Origin of the sequence: Rodentibacter trehalosifermentans, from assembly GCF_002000545.1 — a bacterium.
GTDB classification, from domain to species: Bacteria; Pseudomonadota; Gammaproteobacteria; order Enterobacterales; family Pasteurellaceae; genus Rodentibacter; species Rodentibacter trehalosifermentans.
In genome coordinates this window covers 25,012-47,788 of record NZ_MLHL01000056.1, presented here as the reverse complement: position 1 = coordinate 47,788, position 22,777 = coordinate 25,012, and the positions used below count along the sequence as shown (strand labels likewise).

Genomic DNA, 22,777 nt, shown 5'->3' with positions numbered 1-22,777 from the left:
AAATTCATGTTTCGTTAGGAATTAAAGTATGAAATTTCGTCAAAATTTTGGTATTAAAGTTTTCAGTGTTTTAGCTGTTGCCTCAATTTTAGTGGCTTGTGGCGGTTCTTCTAATAAAACTATATCAAATAAAGATGGATCGTCGATACTTACGCCAACAGGTGATGACCCACAAAAATTTGGTGCAAAATATCGCGGTCGCAGCTATCAACAACCGATTTTATCGCCGGTGTCTCGTGTAGAAAATCAAAGTGCGGTCATTAATCAAGGAGATTTTTTAACACAGCTTTCTAATGTGAAAGCCTATTCTGGCAGATTGTCCGACCGTTTCTACGGTAATTATCAAAAAATTACCAATTGGGTGCTTGCCGGTGCGGATGTGAGAGAATTGTCGAAATATGGCATTTCCCCGCAAATTATGAAAGGTTTTGACGGTTATCAAAATGTGTTGATGACGGGGTATTATTCTCCGGTCATTCACGCCCGCCGCACACCGCAAGGGAGATATCAGCACCCGATTTATGCGCTACCGGCGAACAAACGTTTTACCCGTGCGCAAATTTATGCAGGAGCATTGGAAGGAAAAGGGTTAGAGTTGGCATATAGCGATTCGATGCTGGATAATTTCTTGCTCGGCGTACAGGGCAGTGGTTACGTGGATTTTGGTAATGGAAACCTGAATTATTTTGCCTATGCCGGACAAAATGGCTTTAAATATCAAGCGGTTGGGCGTTTACTGGTGGAAGATGGTGAAATTCCGAAAGAAAAAATGTCAATTCAAGCGATTCGTGACTGGGGCAAAGCGAATCCTTCACGGGTGCAAGGTTTGTTAGAACGTAATCCGTCTTATGTGTTCTTTAAAAATGATCCGAGCGGGAAAGTCAAAGGTTCTGCGGGTGTTCCTCTTGTTCCAATGGCGGCAGTGGCATCCGATCGTAATGTGATCCCGTCAGGTTCTGTGTTATTGGTGGAAGTGCCGGATATTGATGATAACGGCAACTGGAAAGGCACGCATAAATTGCATTTAATGGTAGCATTGGATGTGGGCGGTGCGGTGAACGGGCATCACTTTGATTTATATCGTGGCATTGGCGATCAAGCGGGGCATATTGCAGGGCTTTCAAAACATTATGGTCGTGTTTGGGTTTTACAATAATGGCACGTGTAGATAATTATGAACAACGTTTTGGCGGTATCGGGCGGCTTTATACCCCAGAGGGATTGGCACGTCTTCGCCAAGCGCACGTATGTGTTATCGGTATTGGCGGTGTGGGTTCGTGGGTGGTGGAAGCCTTAGCCCGTTCCGGGATCGGACAACTGACCCTGATTGATATGGACGATATTTGTGTCACCAATATCAACCGCCAACTTCCGGCGTTGAGTGGTAATATCGGTAAACTCAAAACGGAAGTGATGGCGGAGCGGGTGAAACTGATTAATCCGGAATGTACCGTTAATATTATTGATGACTTTATTTCGCCTGATAATCTGGCGGACTATCTTAATCGCGGCTACGATTATGTGATTGATGCTATTGATAATGTCAAAACCAAAGCGGCGATGATTGCTTATTGCAAACGCAATAAAATAAAAATTATCACTGTGGGGGGAGCCGGTGGACAAACGGATCCTGCACAAATTCAAATTACGGATTTAAGTAAAACGATTCAAGACCCTCTGTTGGCAAAAGTGCGGTCGGTTTTACGCAAAGATTTTAATTTTACCCAAAATCCACAACGCAAATTTGGTATCGATGCCGTGTTTTCCACCCAACCGTTGATTTTTCCCAAAATAGGGGAAGGGTGCGAAATCTCCGCCACAATGAATTGTGCCAATGGGTTTGGGGCTGCCACAATGATTACCGCAACCTTTGGTTTTTTTGCCGTTTCAAGAGTGATAGAGAAATTGTTGAGGAAATAAATATTTCACTAATCTTCAAGGCAACATAGGTTGCCTTTCTTTTTATACAAAATCATTGCAATTTATTTAAAAAAGTGTAGGCTTTGGTATCTCTTTGAGAATCATTATTAACAATTTAAGGAGACAAAATGAAAACCATATTAAAAATAAGCGCCATTTCAACCGCACTTTTCAGCCTTCCGATGATGGCAAATGCGGATGTATTGGTATCGGTAAAACCTCTTGGTTTTATTGCTTCAGCCGTTGCAAATGGTGTAACGGATACCCAAGTTCTTGTACCCACAGGTGCTTCTCCTCATGATTACAGTTTAAAATTATCCGATATTCAAAAAGTGAAATCGGCGGATTTGGTATTGTGGGTAGGCGAAGACATTGATTCATTTTTAGAAAAACCGGTGAGCCAAATTGACCGACAAAAAGTGATTACCATTGCTGATCTTGCTGAGGTTAAACCTTTATTAAGCCAAGCACACCACGAACATTTTCATGACGATGACGGACATGATCACAATCACAAACATGAGCATAAACACGAACACAAAGCCGGGGATGAACATCATCACGATCATAATGACGAAGGATTAAGTACCAACTGGCACGTTTGGTATTCACCGGCAATTAGCCAAATTGTGGCACAAAAAGTGGCGGATAAACTTATCGTACAATTCCCGACTAAAAAAGCCTTGATTGAGAAAAACCTTGCGGATTTCAACCGCACTTTGGCGGAACAAAACGATAAAATCAAAGTCCAACTCGCCCCTTTTAAAGAAAAAGGTTTCTTTGTTTTCCACGATGCCTACGGTTATTTCAATGATGCCTACGGTTTAAAACAAACCGGTTATTTCACCATTAATCCACTGGTCGCACCCGGTGCGAAAACCCTTGCCCATATCAAAGAAGAGATCGCTGAACATCGTGTCAACTGTTTGTTTGCGGAACCGCAATTTACCCCGAAAGTGATTGAATCTTTGGCGAAAGGCTCGGCGGTGAATGTGGGGCGTTTGGATCCCCTTGGTGATGGGATAACCCTAGGGATAAATTCCTATGCCAATTTCCTTCAAGCAACGGCCGACAGTTATGCGCAGTGCTTGGGTAAATAATCGTAATGTTTTGATAGATGGTGGGGAAACCCGCCATTTTTTGTTTCTGAAATCCATACTCACCTAATTTGAATGGAAACTTATGCTATAATCGCCAAAATTTTTTTCTTGAGATCCCAAATGAAACAACTATTCGCCACCACCTCCCGTGGCTTTGAAGAACTGCTAAAGGTTGAGCTGTCAGAACTCGGCGCTGTGGATACCAAAGTGGTACAGGGCGGTGTGCATTTTCAAGCCGATGAGGAAACCCTTTATCGCACCTTACTTTGGTCTCGCCTTGCCTCACGCATTTTATTGCCTTTAATTGAAACCAAAATTTACAGTGATTTAGATCTCTATGCAGCGGTTTCAGCCTTTAACTGGCTTGCACACTTTGATGAGCGGGTCACCTTTTTTGTGGATTTCAACGGCACTAACCGAGAAATTCGCCACACTCAATTTGGCGCAATGCGGGTGAAAGACGGCATTGTGGATTACTTTGAACGCCAAGGTAAAGCCCGCCCGAATGTGGATAAAATGCAACCGGATGTGCGTATTCATGCTTATTTGAATCGTGAAGAATTCGTGATTTCCCTTGATTTGAGCGGGGAAGCATTGCATTTACGGGGGTATCGTGAAGATACCGGTCAAGCCCCTTTGCGTGAAACCTTAGCTGCTGCAATGGTGATGCGTTCCGGTTGGGAAGTGGGGATGCCGTTGGTGGATCCTATGTGTGGCTCCGGAACCTTGCTTATTGAAGCGGCACAAATGGAAGCTCATATCGCCCCTCAATTACACCGGCTGCATTGGGGCTTTGATTTTTGGAAAGGGCATAATCAAACCCTTTGGGAAAAAGTGAAAAATGAAGCCATTGCGGAGGCGAAAGAAAAACAGGGCAAAATTTTACCGCACTTTTATGGTTTCGATCTTGATCATCGGGTGGTCAAAAAAGCCCAACGCAATGCAAAAAATGCCGGCGTTGCGCATTTAATAAAATGGCAGCAAGGTGATGTGAGCGCACTGATTAATCCGACACCAAATGAAACCGGCACGGTGATTTGTAACCCACCTTATGGGGAACGTTTAGGCACAACACCGGCGTTGATTGCCCTTTATTCTGTTTTCGGACAACGTCTGAAAAAAGCCTTTGGTGGTTGGAATGCCTCGATTTTGAGTAGTGAGCCAACCTTGCTAGATTGCTTGAGAATGCGGGCAAACCGTCAATTTAAAGCAAAAAATGGACCACTGGATTGTGTGCAGAAAAACTATCAGATTTCCGCTCGAATCAGTGAAGAAAATGCAGAGGTAAACGCCCTTGAATTTAACCGCACTTCAGAAGTGGCGGTGGATTTTGCCAATCGCTTGCAAAAAAATATCAAGAAAATTGAAAAATGGGCGAAACAACAGGGGGTAGAGGCTTATCGTCTCTATGATGCCGATTTGCCGGAATATAATTTGGCGGTAGATCGTTATGCCGATCATATCGTGGTACAGGAATATGCCGCTCCTAAGAATATTGATGAAAATAAAGCCCGTCAACGTTTGTTAGATGCGGTGACCGCAACCTTGAACGTGACAGGTGTGGAAACCAATAAACTCATTTTAAAAGTCCGCCAAAAACAAAAAGGCACAAACCAATATGAAAAGTTAGCCAATAAAAGCGAGTATTTTTATGTGAACGAATACGGCGCACAACTTTGGGTGAATTTGACCGATTATTTGGACACCGGGCTCTTTTTGGATCATCGTCTTACCCGAAAAATGCTAGGCGAGCTTGCGAAAGGGAAAGATTTCTTGAATTTATTTGCCTATACGGGCTCTGCCACCGTCCATGCGGCTTTAGGGGGGGCAAAATCCACCACCACAGTGGATATGTCGAATACTTACCTTAATTGGGCGGAACAAAACCTGATCCTCAATGATCTTGAAGGCAAGCAACATAAATTAATCCAAGCAGATTGCCTGCAGTGGCTGGAAAAATGTGATCGTCAGTTTGATTTAATTTTTGTGGATCCTCCGACTTTTTCCAACTCAAAACGCATGGAAGCCAGTTGGGATGTTCAACGGGATCACATTCAATTAATGGGGAACTTAAAACGTATTTTACGCCAAGGCGGCACCATTATTTTTTCCAACAATAAACGAGGCTTCAAAATGGATTTTGCAGGGCTAGAAGCCTTGGGGCTTAATGCGCTGGAGATTTCTCACAAAACCTTACCACTTGATTTTGAACGCAATAAACAAATTCATAATTGTTGGGTGGTGACGGAAAAATAGCCTAGTATGTCTCCATTATAAAAATCAATTATTGCAATAAGTTAAAATGAGGGCACACGTAGTGTGTCCCTACAAGCGGCCCTAACTCACAACCCGTTCATCGCATTAATCAGCCGAATTTCATCAAATTTTTCAATATCTTTTGCATAAATGGTGGCTTCGGTAATTTTCCCTTCCCGTAATAATTTTTCCCGTTGCGTGCCTTTTAATAATGGGGTATTAGGTGTGAACCATTGGTTGCCTTGGCGAAAAATGAGATTACCAATGGCGCAATCTGTCACTTTTCCGTTTTTAATAATCATAATTTCATCGCAATTTCCCCGCTGGGCAAAAAGGGCATTGAGTAAATCCCGATTGGTATATTTCAAGTGGTAATCAATGTCATCACAGACTATTGGTTGAAAAGTGCGGTAGGTTTTTCGTTGATATTCAAAATATTGAATTTGTATGCTTTGGGCATTGTAATCAATACGGCAACGCACCAACTGATTTTGTAAGTGAGTTGGTAATCGGATTAGCTCAAAAAGATTGAAAATTTTGACCGCACTTTTACCATAAAATTGGCGTAAGCTTCGTTCATAACGGGCTTGATGATATTCAATGTTTTGAATGTTGCCCTGTTCAATGGCAAGGGTTTCAAACAGGGGAAACATTAGTTTTTCTCCTGAGTTTGGTAAAACGCGGGTAAATAGACTTTCTCAAGCAATTCTTGGTATTCCTCTTCCACACGGCTTTGAATGGTGATGCCGCCGCCGCTGTGAAAGTAATATTTCTCCCCTTTCTGAGCAATAAAGCGAATGGCTACGGCACTTTGTAGGCTTTCACCGTCAAAAATCCCAAAAATCCCGGTGTAATAACCACGGGGTTGCTGTTCCGCTTGTTGGATAATTTGTACGGTTTTTTCTTTAGGTGCACCGCTGATTGAACCGGCGGGTAATAATGTGGCAAGCAGATTGCCAATCTTGTGCCGCCAATTTTCATCTAATTCACCGCAAATTTTGGAACTTGTCTGCAAAATTTCGCCTTTTTGCGTGGCAATGCTTTCCACATAACGAAATTTTGTCACCTGAATATTGCTTGCTACTATCGCTAAATCATTACGCATTAAATCTACAATGGTGTAGTGTTCACGCTGTTCTTTTTCATCATTTAACAAGCGGTTTTCCGCATCCGGTAAATTGGCATTGATGGTGCCTTTCATTGGATAGGTGAAAATTTTATTATCTCGGATATGGATAAAACATTCCGGTGAAAAGCAGACAAATTGATTTTTTAGCCATAATTTATAAGGGACATCTGCTTGATAAAAAAGCGATTCAAAATCAATATTGCCTGTAATTTCAGTGGGGTAGGTTAAGTTTAGTAAATAGGAGTTTCCCTGTTGTAATTGTTGTTTTACCACATCAAAACCTTTCTGATATTGGGCAAAGGCAGGAGGATGTTTTTCAATATAAATAGCTTGTTGGGCTTGACCGAGATAGTTGGTTTTGCCTTGAAAATTAAAATAAATCCCTTGGTTTGCCGCTTCTTCTAAAGGAAAAATTAAGGGTTTTTGCTGTTCAAAATCAATCAAAAAAAAGAAGGGGAGGGAGTTTGCCCCATAATGATTGGCTTGGCGGATAAAATGTTGCATTGTGCTATTTCTAATTTAGCGTAAAATTGCCCGATTATAACGAAAGCCGAGCAGTTATGAAATTACTCATTATTGATAATCACGATTCTTTCACTTTCAATTTAGTGGAACTGGTTCGCCGCCTTGGTGTGGTTTTTGATGTGCGAAATGTAGAAGCGCTTCAAGAAACTACGCCTGAATCTTATACCCATATCTTAATTTCACCGGGGCCCGATGTACCAAGGGCTTATCCTCAACTTTTTGCGATGTTGGAGCGGTATCATCAGCAAAAATCCATACTTGGCGTATGTTTAGGGCATCAAACTTTGTGTGAGTTTTTTGGTGGCAAGCTTTATAACCTCGAACAAGTTCGCCATGGGCAAAAGCGGACGTTAAAAGTGCGGTCAAATTCACCGTTGTTTTTAGGATTACCCATGGAATTTGATATTGGGTTATACCATTCTTGGGCTGTGCAGGCTGAACATTTTCCCGAAGAATTAGCGATCACCGCCGTTTGTGATGAAAATGTGGTGATGGCAATGCAACATAAATCTTTACCGATTTATGGTGTCCAGTTTCATCCGGAATCTTATATGTCGGAATATGGTGAGCAAATTTTGCTAAATTGGTTAAATATTACCCGATAATAGGGCTTGATTCTTCAAATAAAATTCGTATTATAGCCGTCTATACGTCAATACTTCTAAATCGAAAAGAGAGAAATTATGTCTAGTTATTTATTTACCTCGGAATCCGTGTCTGAAGGACATCCGGATAAAATTGCCGATCAGATTTCTGATGCGGTACTTGATGAAATTTTAAAACAAGATCCCAAAGCCCGTGTAGCCTGTGAAACCTATGTGAAAACCGGTATGGCATTAGTGGGCGGTGAAATCACCACATCGGCGTGGGTGGATATCGAAAATCTCACCCGCAAAGTCATTTGTGATATTGGTTATGAACATTCCGATATGGGCTTTGACGGCCATTCTTGTGCTGTGTTAAATGCCATTGGTAAGCAGTCTGCAGATATTAATCAAGGCGTGGATCGTGAAAATCCTTTAGATCAAGGGGCGGGCGACCAAGGGATTATGTTCGGTTATGCCACCAATGAAACAGAGGTATTCATGCCTGCCGCCATTACTTATGCGCATCGCCTCATGCAAAAACAAGCAGAAGTGCGTAAAAGCGGTAAATTAGCTTGGTTGCGTCCCGATGCGAAAAGCCAGGTAACGCTAAAATACGAAAATAACAAAATTGTCGGTGTGGATGCGGTGGTGCTTTCTACTCAACATTCAGAAGAAATTAATCAAAAAGATCTTCACGAAGGGGTGATGGAAGAAATCATCAAACCGGTATTGCCAAGTGAATGGCTTGCAAAAGACACCAAATTTTTCATCAACCCAACGGGGCGTTTTGTAATTGGCGGGCCAATGGGCGATTGTGGGCTAACCGGTCGTAAAATCATTGTGGATACTTATGGTGGCGCAGCACGCCATGGTGGTGGGGCATTTTCCGGTAAAGACCCGTCAAAAGTGGACCGTTCAGCCGCTTATGCCGCACGTTATGTGGCGAAAAATATCGTGGCTGCCGGTTTAGCAGATCGCTGTGAAATTCAACTTTCTTATGCCATTGGCGTAGCAGAACCCACTTCCATTATGGTGGAAACCTTTGGTACGGGTAAAGTGGCCAATGAATTGTTGGTGGCATTAGTGCGTGAATTCTTTGATTTACGCCCCTATGGTTTAATTAAGATGCTTGATTTGATTAAACCGATTTATCGTGAAACAGCGACTTATGGCCATTTCGGCCGTGAGCAATTCCCATGGGAAAAAACCGACCGCGCAGAGGAATTACGCGTAGCGGCCGGGGTGAAATAATCTAAGCTTGAAATTTTGTAGGGAAGTGATTATATTGGGAAGACAATAGCGCATAGCGCTATTGTCTTAGTTGGTGTTTAGGTTGCTACCAAGCTGGGGAGCTGTGAGACAGCAACGCTAAACTGATAAATATCATAAGTAAGATTTTTATCATAAGCATCATCTCCTTTCAGAATTGTTAAACAAAGCTGATCGAGATTAAGTTACTGTCTGACCCGCCAGTCAGGCAATAACGAACCTGACCAACCGCTGGATATATTACCATATAAAACCGCGCTTTAGCGGTTTTTTGTTTTTCTTAATATTATGTTTTCATCACAGACTCAATTTCGTCATTTAAAAATGCAGGTTCAGCGCAAACTTGCGGGATCTTTGCGTCTTGCGGAACAGTATTTTAAACGTGATTTTCCTATGCCGACGGTCCATTATGATTTGCGGGGGGTAAAAGCCGGAGTGGCGTATTTGCAAAAAAATGAAATCAAATTTAACCGCACTTTATTGATTGAAAATACGCACGAGTTTATTCACCAAGTGGTGCCTCATGAATTGGCACATCTCATTGTGTATCAAGTATTCGGACGGGTTAAACCCCATGGAAAAGAATGGCAGGCTGTGATGAATAGGGTTTTTCATTTACCGGCAGATACTTGCCACCAATTTGATGTGAAAAATGTTCAGGGAAAAACTTTTGAATATCGTTGTGCCTGCCAAACCCATCTTCTAAGCCTCCGCCGCCATCATCGAGTTTTAAAAGAGGGAGTAGAATATTTATGCCGAAGATGTAAAGAGAGATTGGTATTGATGAAGGATAATTGATTACAAATAAAGTAAAAAAAGTGCGGCAATTCAGCGGGAGCATTTTTAATACTCATTAAAAATGATTATATACACCTGAATTTATAACCGCACTTTTCCTGAAATTTATCCCCAATCAACATTGGTAAAGGCATTATAAACCGCCCAAACGAAGAGTACTGCGATGATGGCAAGCACTAATTTTTCCCATTTGTTCAGATTGAATTTTCCGCCTTGGTATTGATAGCGGGAATATAAAAATAACCCGATTCCCGGCACATAAAGCAGAACGGAAAGCAGCAAATAATCCAGTCCGGCGGCGTATAAAATCCATAGCCCGTAGAGCGATGCCAGAAAACCTGTGAGTTTAATATACCAAGGGGAATTTTGTTGAATTGAGAGCTTCAATAAATATGCGCCAATTAAAAAATAAGGTACTAAAATCATTGAAGTTGAGATCAGTAATAATGCGTTATAACTTTTACCTGTGAGCAAAACCAATAACAAACAAAACTGTACGACAAATCCGGTAAACCAAAGGGAATGAATCGGAGTGCCGTTTTGGTTGAGTTTGTCTAAAATTTTGGGGAAAGCACCATTTTTTGCGCCACGATAAGGCACTTCGGCAGAGAACATTGTCCAGCTGATGTAAGAGGCGAGAACGGAAACAATTAAACAGGCGGTGATGATGATTTTTCCCGTGCCGCCCATCATATTTTCCAACAATCCTGCCATTGAGGGATTTGACATAGCGGCTATGGTTTCACGGGGTAAAATCCCTAATGAAAGCACGGTGATTGCCACATATAAGGCGAGGGCGATCAAAATGCCTAATACGGTGGCAAGCCCAACATCGGAACGTTTTTTGGCATGAGCGGATAATACCGCTGCCCCTTCAACACCGGTAAACACCCAAAGAGTAATCAACATCGTATTTTTCACTTGGTCGGATACACTATTATTTAACGCAGTAGCTTTCACATCTTGGCTAAAGGTTTCCGGATTGAAATACCACAGGGCAAGCAAAATAAACAAGATCAGCGGAAAAACTTTCACAAAAGTAGCAATTAGGTTCACGGTGGCAGCTTCTTTTACCCCTTTGGCAATTAAAATATGTACCAGCCAGACAATGATGGAAGAGCCGATAAATGAAGCGATAGTATTTCCTTGCCCGAAAATGACCGCACTTGGGCTATCGGTAAACGTGCCTATGCCTTCAAAGGCAACGACTAAATAACCCACGATGCCGATAGTTGCGCAGAGCCAATAACCCCAAGCGGACATAAAGCCCATCAGTTCACCAAAGCCTTCTCGTGCATAGGTGTAAATGCCTCCGTCTAACTCAGGACGAAGACGGGAAATGAAAAAGAAGGAGAGACCGAGAAAAATAATCCCGATACCGGTAATCGTCCAACCAATAATGAGTGCTTCCGACCCAGCCACTTCCGCCATATTCTGTGGCAAGCTGAAAATACCGGAGCCAATCATTGAGCTTAACACTAATGCAGTCAGAGACAGTAAGCCAATTTTTTTGTTTGACATAATGCTTTCCTAAAAAATAATAAAAAATTAAATGGAGAGAATGGTTTTCACATATTGTTGTAATGTTGGGATCACTTCTTGTTCAAACCATGGATTTTTTTGTAACCAAAGTTGATTACGTGGAGAAGGGTGAACTAAAGGAAAAAAGTGCGGTAGAAATTCACGATAGTTTTTTACGGTCTCCGTCACGTTTAAGGCATTTTGCGGTAAATAATATCTTTGCGCATATTGCCCTATTAAAATCGTGAGTTGGATATTGGGTAAAGTGGCTAAAATTTGAGGGTGCCATTTTTCCGCAAAACCTTTGCGTGGAGGTAAATCGCCCGATTTGCCTTTTCCGGGGTAGTAAAAATCCATAGGGATCACTGCAAACAGCCCCGAATGATAAAACATATCACGATCAACCCCCAGCCATTCACGCAGGCGATCCCCGCTTTTGTCGTTCCAATAAAGACGGGTTTGTTCCGCTTTTAAACCGGGCGCCTGACCCACAATATTAATGCAGGCTGTGCTTGGAGCGGCAAAAAGCGGTTCGATATGGCGAGCGGTGAAATCTTGATTTTGAGGATCATTGATAATCGCCCTTTTGATTTGATTGATCGTTTGCATAATCTGTTTAATTTATCTCATTTTATGGTTGGTTTTGGTTCATTGATAAAAACTTAGCCAAATTTTTCTGCTAATGCTTGGATATGTTCGGGACCAATACCACAACAACCACCAATAATGGTTGCACCGCTTTCAACCCATTTTTCTACCCAAATGAGATATTGTTGTGGATTGAGATCTTCTCGGATTTCATCAAGCCCGTCATTTGCCGTGGCATCTTTCGGTTGGGGTGGAAAGGCATTAGCGTAAGCACCGATACGAATATTTGTTGCGTGATGGATTTTTAACGTTTCCTGTGTGACGAGCAATGCCTGTTGAATCACTTCAGGTTGGCAACAGTTAAACAAAATCGCTTCTACGCCTAATTCAACCATTTTTTCAACCGCACTTTGCACGGTTTCACCAGAGCGTAAACGAGGAACGTTAGTAGGTTCATCGTCTTGTAAAGTGAAAGAAACCCAGAGTGGACGATCATCTTTTGGCAGCAAAGGTTTAATGGCTTGAGGTTCGGTCGCCGAACTTTGGGTTTCGCATAGCCAAAAATCCACATAAGGCGAAAGTCCGTTAATGATTGGTTGAGCGACCTCTTGTACCCGTTGAGGTTGGAATAAATCAAAACGGTAAGAACCGAATAATGGCGGAATTGATCCGGCAATTTTGATATGAGAAACATCTGAATTTTCAACCGCACTTTTAGCTAAACGCCCGGCAAGATCTGCCAACATTTTTCCATCAGCCTGAAAACGTTGCTCTCCAATATGAAAGGGCACGACAGCATAACTGTTGGTGGTAATCACCTGTGCGCCACTTTTGATAAAATCCTCATGCACGGATTGAACAGCACTTGGCTGTTGATAGAGGGCGAGTGCTGACCATTCAGGTTGTTGAAAAGGGGCTTTGCGACGTGCCAATTCACGCCCCATACCACCGTCTAAAATGATGATGTTTGACATTTTGCTTCCCTAAAATTTTCTAAAAAAAGACCGCACTTTAAGCGTGCGGTCGTGGTTGATTAAATTTATACATTAAAACGGAAGTGCATCACATCGCCGTCTTGTACGATGTAATCTTTTCCTTCTAAACGCCATTTTCCTGCTTCTTTTGCGCCGTTTTCCCCTTTGAATTGGATAAAATCTTCATAGGCGATGACTTCAGCACGGATAAAGCCTTTCTCGAAATCTGTGTGAATAACGGCAGCGGCTTTCGGTGCGGTTGCCCCCACAGAAACCGTCCAAGCACGCACTTCTTTCACACCGGCGGTGAAATAGGTTTGCAGATTTAACAAGGCGTAACCGGCACGAATTACACGGTTTAAACCCGGTTCTTCAATGCCTAAATCTTGTAGAAATTCTGTTTTTTCTTCATCGTCTAATTCTGCAATTTCCGCTTCAATGGCGGCACAAACTGGCACAACCACCGAGCCTTCTTTTTCGGCAAATTCACGAACTTTGTCAAGATATGGATTGTTTTCAAACCCGTCTTCATTCACATTGGCGATATACATTGTCGGTTTTAGGGTGAGGAAGTTATAGCTTTTAATGGCATGAAGCTCTTCTTTATCGAGAGGAACAGAACGAATCATTCCTGCTTCAGAAAGCACAGGAAGGATTTTCTCCATCACAGAGAGTTCAAATTTTGCTTCTTTATCGCCCCCTTTGGCCCGTTTTTGTAAACGTTGAATGGCACGCTCGCAGCTGTCTAAATCCGCAAGGGCAAGTTCGGTATTGATGGTTTCAATATCGTTTAACGGATCGATTTTTCCGGCAACGTGAACAATATCGTCATTTTCAAAACAGCGAACAACGTGGCCAATGGCGTCGGTTTCACGGATATTGGCTAAGAATTTATTACCTAAACCCTCACCTTTACTCGCACCAGCCACTAACCCTGCGATATCCACAAATTCCATTGTGGTGGGAAGAACACGTTCCGGTTTTACGATTTCCGCCAACGCATCAAGGCGAGGGTCGGGCATAGGGACAACACCAGTGTTAGGTTCGATTGTACAGAATGGATAATTTGCCGCTTCAATACCGGCTTTGGTGAGTGCATTAAAAAGGGTGGATTTGCCCACATTTGGCAAACCGACGATACCACATTTAAATCCCATAATTTTTCCTTATTAAGTCAAAAAAGCGGCGAAAATGACCGCACTTTTAAATTTTAAAACTGTTTAAACGGTTGGTGGCTTTCACCATGCCGTCTTTAAAAATCATCTCCACGCAATCCGTGGCTTCATCAAGGGCTTTTTCAAGGGCTTGACGATCGCTCGGAGAGGGTTTGTTCAGCACATAACCGGCAACCAAATCACGATGTCCCGGGTGCCCGATGCCTAAACGTAAACGATGGAAATTGTTGTTATTGCCAAGTTTCGCTACAATGTCTTTCAAACCGTTATGCCCACCGTGTCCGCCACCCAGTTTAAGCTTTGCACTGCCCGGTGGTAAATCCAGTTCATCGTGAATCACCAGAATTTCTTCCGGTTGAATACGATAAAATCCGCTCAACGCCGCCACTGCTTTACCGCTTAAATTCATAAAAGTAGTTGGTACAAGCAAGCGGACTTCTTTTCCGTTCACCAAAGTGCGGGCTGTTTTTCCGAAGAATTTATTTTCAGGATTAAGTGGAGCATTGAAACGGTGGACTAAACGTTCTATTAACCATTCCCCGGCATTATGGCGGGTTTCCGCATATTTATCTCCGGGATTGCCAAGTCCGACGATGAGTTTGATTTCAGACATATTGTGTAATGATTAAAAGCCTAATAATAAAAATAGTGGCGTATTGTAGCGAAATGCCGCTAAATTCTCAATCTATAACGCAAGAACAAGCACTCCCGCTAAAATCAATAAGCCTCCTATGATGAGTTTCAAACTCAATGGCTCACCCAAAATCACCACGCCCAAAATAATGGCGATGACCACACTTAATTTATCGATAGGTGCGACCCAAGAAGCTGGGGCAAGTTGCAAGGCTCGGTAATAGCATAACCAAGATAATCCTGTTGCGATACCGGATAAGACTAAGAAAGTGAAGGGCTTTGTCGTGATATGTTGTGGCAATTGCCATTCATTACGGGCGGAAATAATACCGGCGGTGACGAGCAATACTATGATAGTGCGTATAAAGGTGGCGAGGTTGCTGTTCATCCCTTCCACGCCCAATTTACCTAAAATCGCAGTGAGTCCTGCAAAAAATGCCGAACCAACGGCAAAAACTACCCAGTTCATTTTGTTTCCTTAATATCGCTAAAATTATTCACAAACTTGCTTACTCGTTTGTTCGCTTCTATTTGACTCCTTGGCAAGCCAACATTCAAAAAACGTTGTTTTTTGTGACCGCTCTTTTCCGCTATAATAGCCCAAAATTTTAAGATGAAGAAATCCATGATGAGCCAGATTAATATTGAAATCGCCTATGCTTTGCCGGAACGCTATTATTTAAAATCCTTTCAAGTGGAAGAGGGCACAATGGTGCAAAGTGCCATTTTGCAATCCGGTATTTTGCAACAATTTACCGATATTGACTTGCGTGAAAATAAAGTCGGCATTTTCAGTCGTCCGGCAAAATTAACCGATCTCTTAAAAGAGGGTGATCGCATTGAAATTTATCGTCCTTTACTGGCTGATCCAAAAGAAATCCGCCGTAAACGTGCCGCTGAACAAGCCGCTCAAGCCAATAAAGAAAAAGGAGTTCAAAAATGACCGCACTTTCCCAGACTGATTTTTGCTTACCTGAAAACATCACCCCTGAAATTTTCTTGCGAGATTATTGGCAGAAAAAGCCGTTGATTATCCGCAACGGGTTGCCTGAAATTGTCGGGCAGTTTGAACCGCAAGATATTATTGCGTTGGTGCAAAATGAAGATGCTACCGCTCGTTTGGTGAAAACCTTTGCCGATGATGATTGGAAAGTGTTTTTTAGCCCGCTAACGGAAAAAGATTTTAAAAATCTCCCGCAGAAATGGTCGGTGCTGGTGCAAAATTTGGAACAGTGGTCGCCACAATTGGGGCAGCTTTGGAACAAATTTGGCTTTATTCCCCAATGGCAACGGGACGATATTATGGTGTCTTATGCGCCAAAAGGTGGTTCGGTAGGCAAACATTATGACGAATATGATGTGTTTTTAGTACAAGGTTATGGCAGCCGCCGTTGGCAGTTGGGGAAATGGTGTGATTCCAGCACGGAATTTAAACCGAATCAGCCGATTCGTATTTTTGACGATATGGGCGATTTAGTGATTGATGAAGTGATGAACCCGGGCGATATTCTCTACATTCCAGCACGAATGGCGCATTATGGAGTGGCTGAGGAGGATTGTTTAACCTTTTCTTTTGGCTTGCGTTATCCGAATTTAACGCATCTCATTGAGGGCATCAGTAAAGGTTTTTGCCATCAAGATCCGGATTTGAATTTAAGCGAATTTGATTTGCCGCTTCGCTTAACCCAATCGGTGCAGCGTACCGGCAAACTTGCTGATGAAAATATTCAGATGATGAAACAACAACTCTTAGATAAACTCGCCCATTCTGAAGCCTTTGACAAATTATTCAAACAAGCGGTGGCAACGGCTGTGAGTGAACGCCGCTATGAACTTTTGATCTCTGAAGAGATGAGTGATCCTGAAGAGGTGCGTGCTGATTTAGAAGAAGGCGCATTAGTCCGTCAGGATAACAATTGCAAGTTAGTTTATACGGAAAATCCCCTTCGTATTTATGCCAACGGTGAATGGTTGGACGAATTGAATTTGATTGAAACGGAAGTTTTGAAGCATTTAGCCGATGGTGAGGCGTTAGATTGGGCATTTTTAACGGATTTAACAAATCAAACAGAAGATCCTGACACGGCGATGGTGTTATTGTTAGACAGCATTTGTAATTGGTTGGATGATGGTTGGGTATTAATCAATGACAATGTCTGAGAAGATTTATTCCGTTTCCCAACTTAATAGTGCCACACGCCAAATGTTGGAAAGCTATTTTTCCCAAATTTGGCTTACCGGCGAGATTTCTAATTTTACTCAGCCGGTATCCGGGCATTGGTATCTGACCTTAAAAGATGAAAATGCCCAGGTACGCTGTGCCATGTTTCGTATGAAAAATTTGCGTGTGGCATTTCGTCCGCAAAATGGTATGCAGGTTTTAGTGCGGGCTAATGTGAGTTTATACGAGCCTCGAGGCGATTATCAGCTGATTATTGAATCCATGCATCCGGCGGGAGAAGGGCTGCTACAGCAGCAATTTGAAGCGCTGAAAATGAAACTGGCGGCAGAAGGATTATTTGCTCAAAATCTCAAGAAAAATTTACCGCACTTTAGCAAAGCCGTGGGGGTGATTACCTCATCAACCGGGGCGGCCTTGCAAGATATCTTGCATATTTTGGCACGTCGAGATCCCAGTTTGAAGGTGGTGATTTATCCTACAGCGGTACAGGGCAAGGAGGCAGTGGCTGAGATTGTGCAGATGATCGAACTGGCGAATGCAAGACAAGAAGTCGATGTGCTGATTGTAGGAAGAGGAGGTGGTTCGTTAGAAGATCTATGGTGCTTTAACGAAGAAGCCGTAGCCCGTGCCATTTTTCGCTCTCAGCTGCCGATTATCAGTGCTGTAGGTCATGAAACGGATGTGACTATTGCGGATTTTGTTGCGGATCTCCGTGCCCCTACGCCCTCTGCTGCGGCAGAATTAGTGAGCCGAAATCAAGAAGAGCTAATTCAACAGCTCCGCCATCGAAAACAGCGTTTGGATATGGCTTTTGATCGTTTATTTAGCGAAAAAAGCCAAAAATTAAAACAGCTTATATTGCGTTTGCAAAATCAGCATCCACAAAATCAATGGCGTCTTCAACAAGCGAAGCACGAACAACTTGCTCGCCGTTTAGGCTTTGCAATGCAACGTCAGTTTGAAAAAACACAACAAAAGCTGACCGCACTTTCTTCTCGTTTGGCACAAAACCCTTTACCTTATCGCCTTCAGCGTCATCAACAACAATGGGTACAATTGCAAGGGCGGTTACATTTCAACGCAAGCCGCCACCTGACAGAACGCCAAAATAAACTGGCGATATTATGTGGAAAATTAGACGTATTAAGCCCTTTAAAAGTGCTCGCTCGCGGCTATTCCATTGCTCAAACTGCCGATGGAAAGGCGATCACAAGGGTGAAAGATGTACAAAAAGACACCATTATCACAACAAAAGTGGCTGATGGAGATATTGTCAGCCGGGTTGTGGAAATTCAGACAAAGAATATTTAATGGAAAAATACTGTAAAAGAGGTAAAAGTGTGTTCAATTTTGACCGCACTTTTTACGTTTAGGCGCAGTAAAAATTTTGGCTGGCAAGAATGAACACAAATTTGTACAATAGCCGACTGTTTTTATTGGATTGATGATAATTTTGGAAAGATGACGCAAAAATTACATATTAAAACTTGGGGTTGCCAGATGAACGAGTACGATTCATCAAAAATGGCGGATTTGCTATTAAGTACCCATGGACTTGAATTGACCGATATACCGGAAGAGGCGGATGTTTTATTATTGAATACCTGCTCTATCCGTGAAAAAGCGCAGGAAAAAGTGTTCCACCAGTTGGGCCGTTGGAAAGAATTAAAGAAAAATAATCCGAATTTAGTGATAGGGGTAGGCGGTTGTGTGGCATCGCAAGAGGGAGAGCATATTCGCCATCGTGCCCCTTATGTGGATATTATTTTTGGGCCGCAAACCCTGCATCGATTGCCGGAAATGATTAACCAAATTCGTGGTGGCAAAAGTTCGGTGGTGGATGTCAGCTTCCCTGAAATTGAAAAATTTGATCGTTTACCGGAGCCTCGTGCAGAAGGGCCGACTGCTTTTGTTTCCATTATGGAGGGCTGTAACAAATATTGCACCTTCTGTGTGGTGCCTTACACCCGTGGTGAAGAAGTCAGCCGACCGTTGGATGATGTTCTCTTTGAAATTGCCCAATTGGCAGAACAGGGCGTGCGTGAAGTGAATTTGCTCGGTCAAAATGTGAATGCCTACCGTGGGCCGACTCATGACGGGCAGATTTGTAGTTTTGCCGAATTACTTCGTTTAGTAGCTTCCATTGACGGTATTGACCGTTTGCGTTTCACCACAAGCCATCCTATTGAATTTACCGATGATATTATTGATGTGTATCGTGATACGCCGGAATTAGTGAGTTTCTTGCATTTACCGGTTCAATCCGGTTCGGATCGGGTATTGACGATGATGAAACGTAGCCATACCGCATTAGAATATAAATCCATTATTCGTAAACTACGCGCAGTTCGTCCGGATATTCAAATCAGCTCTGACTTTATTGTGGGTTTCCCGGGAGAAACCGCAGAAGATTTTGAGCAAACTATGAATCTTATTGCACAAGTCAATTTTGATATGAGCTTTAGTTTTGTTTATTCTGCCCGTCCGGGAACACCGGCTGCCGATATGCCTGATGATGTGACGGAAGAAGAGAAAAAACAACGCTTATATGTTTTGCAAGAACGCATTAATCAGCAAGCTGCACAATTTAGCCGTCGTATGCTGGGAACAGAGCAACGGGTGTTGGTGGAAGGCCCATCGAAAAAAGACATTATGGAACTGACCGGTCGAACGGAAACAAACCGCATTGTGAATTTCCAAGGTTCACCGGCGATGATTGGAAAATTTGTCGATGTGAAAATCACCGATGTCTATACTAATTCTTTACGTGGCGAAGTGGTGCGCACCGAAGAGGAAATGGGATTACGTATTGCCCAATCACCGCAAGAAGTGATGAACCGGACACGAAAAGAAGATGAATTAGGTGTAGGGCGTTATCACGGATAATTTCAAATAGGTCGGTTTTAACCGACCTTCATTTTGTCTGATGCTTTTCTCTCACCCGCCAGTAGGTGGCAAATTTGGGTTTGCCGGAATTTGTTAATCCCCGATATTTATAGGTAATGACAGCGCCTATTGGTGGGGGACTTTCACGTTCACTCAAATTAAACCCCGAGCCGATCTTGAATTCTCCCCGATGATTTTTACAGGTTAATGATCCCATTACATTTTCAAATTGCCCTTTGCCCTTGTGGTGTGCTATCACGGTACATTCTTCATCGTAGGCGGTTTTTAGCTTAAGGATTTGCGTACTGCGTTTTCGTTCATAAGGCGCTTTGGGATTTCTCAGTACGATACCTTCTCCCTGTAGGTTTTCCACTTCTTTTAAAAATCCATATAAGTGGGTTTTGTCCCTTATAGGAATTTGCTCAATGATTTGAATATAAGGTGTAGGATGGCTGGAAAGATAGGTTTTTAACATATCAAGCCGTTCAAATAGATCTCCCTTTGCATCAGGCACATCGAATACGTAAAGTTTTAATTTTTCCCAACGATCACCTTTGAAGGATTTTGTTATGGAGGAAATTTCTTCAAAATGGTTGCGCTCGCTAAACAATTCACCGTCTATCGCAAAAGGTGGGAAATCCTTGGTGAAATAAACCGGTGGAGAAAGCCGCTGTCCTTGGCGTGAGAGAAGTTGCGTTCCGTCCCAATAGCCTCGCACACCGTCAAGTTTTTCCGACATCACCCAGCCTTCAATATTTTGGTTTTCATAGTTTTTTAGAAGCATTACATCAATATCGGCATAAGTTTTTATGCTAACCAACAATATAAAAATAGTGCGGAGTAAGTTCATAAGATTCCTGATTTGTGGGTCAAAATTGACTAAAGGCTAAAAAAGTGCGGTTGTTTTTCAAAGTGTTTTAAATGTATTTTGCGATCTTGATCGAGAAAATAATACGTGATCAGTAAAAAAACAAAACATTCACAGACCCTAGATAAAAGATGTTATCTACTATAAAATGTTGCGAAAATTTCTCATTTCCTAAAAGGAGCAAAAATGTACTTAGAGCAAATCAAAGCAGAACTTGTGGAAGCGCAAGAAGTATTAAATAAATTTATTTCAGATGAAAATAACATTAAATTAATTCAGCAGGCGGCACGGTTAATTTCTGACAGTTTCAAACAAGGTGGCAAAGTTTTATCCTGTGGTAATGGTGGCTCCCATTGTGATGCGATGCATTTTGCGGAAGAACTCACGGGGCGTTATCGTGAAAATCGCCCGGGGTATCCGGCTATTGCGATTTCTGATGTCAGCCATTTAAGTTGTGTGAGCAATGATTTTGGCTATGATTATGTCTTTTCACGCTATGTTGAGGCTGTAGGGCAAAAAGGGGATGTACTCTTTGGCTTATCCACCTCGGGGAATTCTAAAAACGTTCTCAATGCTATTGAAGCGGCGAAAGCGAAGGGAATGAAAGTGATTGCGATGACAGGAAAAGACGGCGGAAAAATGGCAGGGCTTGCCGATGTAGAAATTCGTGTACCGCATTTCCGTTATGCGGATCGTATTCAAGAAATTCATATTAAAGTGATCCATATTTTGATGATGCTGATTGAGTTTGAAATGGCAAAAACAGCGTAAAGTGCGGTCATTTTTGGCATAGTTTTGGAAATCCCAAATTATTTTGGGATTTTTTTATTTTCAGTGCTTGCATAAATATGCATAAAAACGTAATATTTGTTCAATTTGTGAAATAAGAGAGTTGAAATGGCTATCAGTGTTAAAAATTTAAACTTTTTTTATGGTACTTCCCAAGCGTTATTTGATATTAATTTGGAAGCGGAAGAAGGGGATACGGTGGTATTACTTGGTCCCAGTGGTGCGGGGAAAAGTACGTTAATCCGAACGTTGAATTTATTAGAAGTCCCAACCTCAGGGCAATTAAGCATTGCCAATAATGAATTTGATTTATCAAAAGCCACGACAAATCCGAAAGCGATTCGTCAGTTACGCCAAGATGTGGGTATGGTGTTTCAACAATATCACCTTTGGCCCCATTTAACGGTGATTGAAAATTTAATTGAAGCACCGATGAAAGTGCTTGGGATCAATGAAACGCAAGCCAAAGCAGAAGCAATGGAATTATTAAAGCGTTTACGTTTGGAAGAATATGCTGATCGTTTCCCACTCCATTTATCGGGAGGGCAACAACAACGGGTAGCAATCGCTCGGGCACTGATGATGAAACCGCAAGTGTTGCTATTTGATGAACCCACTGCTGCATTGGATCCGGAAATTACCGCACAAGTAGTGGATATTATTAAGGAATTACAAGAAACCGGCATTACGCAGGTGATCGTGACCCATGAAGTGAATGTAGCACAAAAAGTCGCCACTAAAGTGGTGTATATGGAACAAGGCAAAATTGTGGAAATGGGATCGGCTGAGTGTTTTGAACATCCACAAACCATACAATTTAAACAATATCTTTCACATTAAAAATAAGGAGACTTATGATGAAAAAATTACTTTTAAGCGCCGTATTATTGGGATCAGCAGCAATGGCAAATGCACAAGACATCACTTTCGCCATGGAACCAAGTTATCCGCCATTTGAGTTTACCAATGAAAAAGGCGAAATTATCGGTTTTGATGTAGATGTAGCGAAGGCGATTTGTCAAGAAATTCAAGCGACCTGTAAATTTAAAGGGGAAGCCTTTGATTCCCTTATTCCAAGTTTAAGAGCAAAACGTTTTGATGCGGCGATTTCTGCGATGGATATTACCGAAGCGCGATCAAAACAAGTGCTATTTTCTGATGCCTATTATGACAGTACGGCAAGTTATGTGGCATTAAAAGGCAAAGCGACCCTTGAGACAGCAAAAAATATCGGTGTGCAAAATGGCACCACTTTCCAACAATATACAGTAGCGGAAACGAAACAATACACACCGAAAGCCTATGCCAGTTTACAAGATGCGATTTTGGATTTAAAAAATGGGCGTATTGACATTATTTTTGGTGATACCGCCGTACTTGCGGATATGATTGATAAAGAGCCTGAAATTCAGTTTGTCGGTGAGAAAGTCACCAATAAAAAATATTTTGGCAATGGTTTGGGTATCGCAGTGAATAAATCCAGTAAAGCGCTCGCCGAAAGTTTAAATAAAGGTTTGGCGACTATTAAAGCGAATGGCGAATATCAAAAAATCTATGATAAATGGATGACGAAGTAA

23 protein-coding genes are annotated in these 22,777 nt (G+C 42.2%); 14 read left to right on the top strand and 9 right to left on the bottom strand.

Annotated elements, in window-relative coordinates:
- Window positions 1-28: 28 nt before the first annotated feature.
- The 4 genes from mltA to rlmKL all read left to right on the top strand — a co-directional run bounded on the left by mltA (window position 29) and on the right by rlmKL (window position 5,276).
- The gene (gene mltA, locus BKK52_RS09900; RefSeq protein ID WP_077474444.1) at window positions 29-1,156 is read left to right on the top strand and encodes a murein transglycosylase A; all 1,128 of its coding nucleotides are present in this window, start codon (window positions 29-31) and stop codon (window positions 1,154-1,156) included.
- The gene (tcdA, locus tag BKK52_RS09895; RefSeq protein WP_077474443.1) at window positions 1,156-1,920 is read left to right on the top strand and encodes a tRNA cyclic N6-threonylcarbamoyladenosine(37) synthase TcdA; all 765 of its coding nucleotides are present in this window, start codon (window positions 1,156-1,158) and stop codon (window positions 1,918-1,920) included. Before mltA ends, tcdA begins: the two co-directional genes overlap by 1 nt.
- 128 nt (window positions 1,921-2,048) lie before the next feature.
- Window positions 2,049-3,020: a zinc ABC transporter substrate-binding protein ZnuA gene (gene znuA, locus BKK52_RS09890; RefSeq protein ID WP_077474442.1), complete on the top strand. Its 972-nt coding sequence runs from the start codon at window positions 2,049-2,051 to the stop codon at window positions 3,018-3,020.
- 120 nt (window positions 3,021-3,140) lie between these two features.
- A complete protein-coding gene (rlmKL, locus tag BKK52_RS09885; RefSeq protein ID WP_077478587.1) occupies window positions 3,141-5,276 on the top strand; it encodes a bifunctional 23S rRNA (guanine(2069)-N(7))-methyltransferase RlmK/23S rRNA (guanine(2445)-N(2))-methyltransferase RlmL in 2,136 nt (711 codons plus the stop codon).
- An 86-nt stretch (window positions 5,277-5,362) separates the two neighbouring features.
- Here the strand turns inward: rlmKL and BKK52_RS09880 are convergent, their stop codons facing one another.
- Both BKK52_RS09880 and BKK52_RS09875 read right to left on the bottom strand, forming a co-directional pair.
- Entirely contained in the window at window positions 5,363-5,929 is a 567-nt protein-coding gene (locus tag BKK52_RS09880) for an aminotransferase class IV family protein (protein ID WP_077421608.1), read from the bottom strand.
- Window positions 5,929-6,909 carry an aminodeoxychorismate synthase component I gene (locus BKK52_RS09875; protein WP_077421607.1) on the bottom strand — a complete coding sequence of 327 codons (981 nt, stop codon included), beginning with the start codon at window positions 6,907-6,909 and terminating at the stop codon, window positions 5,929-5,931. Before BKK52_RS09875 ends, BKK52_RS09880 begins: the two co-directional genes overlap by 1 nt.
- 56 nt (window positions 6,910-6,965) lie before the next feature.
- Here BKK52_RS09875 and BKK52_RS09870 point away from each other — a divergent pair, with 56 nt between their 5' ends.
- From BKK52_RS09870 to BKK52_RS09860, 3 genes are all read left to right on the top strand, one after another.
- Entirely contained in the window at window positions 6,966-7,535 is a 570-nt protein-coding gene (locus BKK52_RS09870) for an anthranilate synthase component II (RefSeq protein ID WP_077421606.1), read from the top strand.
- A gap of 78 nt (window positions 7,536-7,613) precedes the next feature.
- Window positions 7,614-8,768, top strand: coding sequence for a methionine adenosyltransferase (gene metK, locus BKK52_RS09865; protein ID WP_077421605.1), 1,155 nt, complete (start codon window positions 7,614-7,616; stop codon window positions 8,766-8,768).
- A gap of 306 nt (window positions 8,769-9,074) precedes the next feature.
- Window positions 9,075-9,584, top strand: coding sequence for a SprT family zinc-dependent metalloprotease (locus tag BKK52_RS09860; protein ID WP_077421604.1), 510 nt, complete (start codon window positions 9,075-9,077; stop codon window positions 9,582-9,584).
- Window positions 9,585-9,689: 105 nt separating this feature from the next.
- Here BKK52_RS09860 and BKK52_RS09855 read toward each other — a convergent pair whose 3' ends face one another.
- From BKK52_RS09855 to BKK52_RS09830, 6 genes are all read right to left on the bottom strand, one after another.
- On the bottom strand, window positions 9,690-11,105 hold the full coding sequence (locus BKK52_RS09855; RefSeq protein WP_077421603.1) for a basic amino acid/polyamine antiporter: 1,416 nt from the start codon (window positions 11,103-11,105) through the stop codon (window positions 9,690-9,692).
- Between the two features lie 27 nt (window positions 11,106-11,132).
- Window positions 11,133-11,714 (bottom strand): uracil-DNA glycosylase family protein, encoded by a 582-nt coding sequence (locus BKK52_RS09850; RefSeq protein WP_077474436.1) that lies wholly within the window; start codon window positions 11,712-11,714, stop codon window positions 11,133-11,135.
- A 53-nt stretch (window positions 11,715-11,767) separates the two neighbouring features.
- Window positions 11,768-12,667: a homocysteine S-methyltransferase family protein gene (locus BKK52_RS09845; RefSeq protein ID WP_077474435.1), complete on the bottom strand. Its 900-nt coding sequence runs from the start codon at window positions 12,665-12,667 to the stop codon at window positions 11,768-11,770.
- Window positions 12,668-12,732: 65 nt separating this feature from the next.
- Window positions 12,733-13,824: a redox-regulated ATPase YchF gene (ychF, locus tag BKK52_RS09840; protein ID WP_077421600.1), complete on the bottom strand. Its 1,092-nt coding sequence runs from the start codon at window positions 13,822-13,824 to the stop codon at window positions 12,733-12,735.
- Between the two features lie 46 nt (window positions 13,825-13,870).
- A complete protein-coding gene (pth, locus tag BKK52_RS09835; protein ID WP_077421599.1) occupies window positions 13,871-14,455 on the bottom strand; it encodes an aminoacyl-tRNA hydrolase in 585 nt (194 codons plus the stop codon).
- 72 nt (window positions 14,456-14,527) lie between these two features.
- Window positions 14,528-14,944 carry an EamA family transporter gene (locus BKK52_RS09830; protein ID WP_077421598.1) on the bottom strand — a complete coding sequence of 139 codons (417 nt, stop codon included), beginning with the start codon at window positions 14,942-14,944 and terminating at the stop codon, window positions 14,528-14,530.
- Between the two features lie 159 nt (window positions 14,945-15,103).
- Here BKK52_RS09830 and BKK52_RS09825 point away from each other — a divergent pair, with 159 nt between their 5' ends.
- From BKK52_RS09825 to miaB, 4 genes are all read left to right on the top strand, one after another.
- Window positions 15,104-15,418, top strand: coding sequence for an RnfH family protein (locus BKK52_RS09825; protein ID WP_077415047.1), 315 nt, complete (start codon window positions 15,104-15,106; stop codon window positions 15,416-15,418).
- On the top strand, window positions 15,415-16,635 hold the full coding sequence (locus BKK52_RS09820; protein WP_077478586.1) for a ribosomal protein uL16 3-hydroxylase: 1,221 nt from the start codon (window positions 15,415-15,417) through the stop codon (window positions 16,633-16,635). Before BKK52_RS09825 ends, BKK52_RS09820 begins: the two co-directional genes overlap by 4 nt.
- Window positions 16,628-17,968 carry an exodeoxyribonuclease VII large subunit gene (gene xseA / locus BKK52_RS09815; protein ID WP_077421612.1) on the top strand — a complete coding sequence of 447 codons (1,341 nt, stop codon included), beginning with the start codon at window positions 16,628-16,630 and terminating at the stop codon, window positions 17,966-17,968. The genes BKK52_RS09820 and xseA overlap by 8 nt, the downstream gene beginning before the upstream one ends.
- Before the next feature lie 150 nt (window positions 17,969-18,118).
- Window positions 18,119-19,543: a tRNA (N6-isopentenyl adenosine(37)-C2)-methylthiotransferase MiaB gene (gene miaB / locus BKK52_RS09810; protein ID WP_077478585.1), complete on the top strand. Its 1,425-nt coding sequence runs from the start codon at window positions 18,119-18,121 to the stop codon at window positions 19,541-19,543.
- A 28-nt stretch (window positions 19,544-19,571) separates the two neighbouring features.
- Here miaB and BKK52_RS09805 read toward each other — a convergent pair whose 3' ends face one another.
- Window positions 19,572-20,393 carry a DNA ligase gene (locus tag BKK52_RS09805; protein WP_077421595.1) on the bottom strand — a complete coding sequence of 274 codons (822 nt, stop codon included), beginning with the start codon at window positions 20,391-20,393 and terminating at the stop codon, window positions 19,572-19,574.
- Between the two features lie 204 nt (window positions 20,394-20,597).
- On the opposite strand from BKK52_RS09805, the gene lpcA reads away from it, so the two are divergent.
- The 3 genes from lpcA (at window position 20,598) to BKK52_RS09790 (ending at window position 22,777) form a co-directional block, all read left to right on the top strand.
- A complete protein-coding gene (gene lpcA / locus BKK52_RS09800; protein WP_077415789.1) occupies window positions 20,598-21,182 on the top strand; it encodes a D-sedoheptulose 7-phosphate isomerase in 585 nt (194 codons plus the stop codon).
- Window positions 21,183-21,308: 126 nt separating this feature from the next.
- Window positions 21,309-22,040, top strand: coding sequence for an arginine ABC transporter ATP-binding protein ArtP (gene artP, locus BKK52_RS09795; protein WP_077415787.1), 732 nt, complete (start codon window positions 21,309-21,311; stop codon window positions 22,038-22,040).
- Window positions 22,041-22,057: 17 nt separating this feature from the next.
- On the top strand, window positions 22,058-22,777 hold the full coding sequence (locus tag BKK52_RS09790) for a lysine/arginine/ornithine ABC transporter substrate-binding protein (protein WP_077415785.1): 720 nt from the start codon (window positions 22,058-22,060) through the stop codon (window positions 22,775-22,777).

Coding starts and splice junctions, on each gene's coding strand:
- mltA (WP_077474444.1), top strand. CDS start 29: ATGAAATTTCGTCAAAATTTTGGTATTAAAGTTTTCAGTGTTTTAGCT.
- tcdA (WP_077474443.1), top strand. CDS start 1,156: ATGGCACGTGTAGATAATTATGAACAACGTTTTGGCGGTATCGGGCGG.
- znuA (WP_077474442.1), top strand. CDS start 2,049: ATGAAAACCATATTAAAAATAAGCGCCATTTCAACCGCACTTTTCAGC.
- rlmKL (WP_077478587.1), top strand. CDS start 3,141: ATGAAACAACTATTCGCCACCACCTCCCGTGGCTTTGAAGAACTGCTA.
- BKK52_RS09880 (WP_077421608.1), bottom strand. CDS start 5,929: ATGTTTCCCCTGTTTGAAACCCTTGCCATTGAACAGGGCAACATTCAA.
- BKK52_RS09875 (WP_077421607.1), bottom strand. CDS start 6,909: ATGCAACATTTTATCCGCCAAGCCAATCATTATGGGGCAAACTCCCTC.
- BKK52_RS09870 (WP_077421606.1), top strand. CDS start 6,966: ATGAAATTACTCATTATTGATAATCACGATTCTTTCACTTTCAATTTA.
- metK (WP_077421605.1), top strand. CDS start 7,614: ATGTCTAGTTATTTATTTACCTCGGAATCCGTGTCTGAAGGACATCCG.
- BKK52_RS09860 (WP_077421604.1), top strand. CDS start 9,075: ATGTTTTCATCACAGACTCAATTTCGTCATTTAAAAATGCAGGTTCAG.
- BKK52_RS09855 (WP_077421603.1), bottom strand. CDS start 11,105: ATGTCAAACAAAAAAATTGGCTTACTGTCTCTGACTGCATTAGTGTTA.
- BKK52_RS09850 (WP_077474436.1), bottom strand. CDS start 11,714: ATGCAAACGATCAATCAAATCAAAAGGGCGATTATCAATGATCCTCAA.
- BKK52_RS09845 (WP_077474435.1), bottom strand. CDS start 12,667: ATGTCAAACATCATCATTTTAGACGGTGGTATGGGGCGTGAATTGGCA.
- ychF (WP_077421600.1), bottom strand. CDS start 13,824: ATGGGATTTAAATGTGGTATCGTCGGTTTGCCAAATGTGGGCAAATCC.
- pth (WP_077421599.1), bottom strand. CDS start 14,455: ATGTCTGAAATCAAACTCATCGTCGGACTTGGCAATCCCGGAGATAAA.
- BKK52_RS09830 (WP_077421598.1), bottom strand. CDS start 14,944: ATGAACTGGGTAGTTTTTGCCGTTGGTTCGGCATTTTTTGCAGGACTC.
- BKK52_RS09825 (WP_077415047.1), top strand. CDS start 15,104: ATGAGCCAGATTAATATTGAAATCGCCTATGCTTTGCCGGAACGCTAT.
- BKK52_RS09820 (WP_077478586.1), top strand. CDS start 15,415: ATGACCGCACTTTCCCAGACTGATTTTTGCTTACCTGAAAACATCACC.
- xseA (WP_077421612.1), top strand. CDS start 16,628: ATGTCTGAGAAGATTTATTCCGTTTCCCAACTTAATAGTGCCACACGC.
- miaB (WP_077478585.1), top strand. CDS start 18,119: ATGACGCAAAAATTACATATTAAAACTTGGGGTTGCCAGATGAACGAG.
- BKK52_RS09805 (WP_077421595.1), bottom strand. CDS start 20,393: ATGAACTTACTCCGCACTATTTTTATATTGTTGGTTAGCATAAAAACT.
- lpcA (WP_077415789.1), top strand. CDS start 20,598: ATGTACTTAGAGCAAATCAAAGCAGAACTTGTGGAAGCGCAAGAAGTA.
- artP (WP_077415787.1), top strand. CDS start 21,309: ATGGCTATCAGTGTTAAAAATTTAAACTTTTTTTATGGTACTTCCCAA.
- BKK52_RS09790 (WP_077415785.1), top strand. CDS start 22,058: ATGAAAAAATTACTTTTAAGCGCCGTATTATTGGGATCAGCAGCAATG.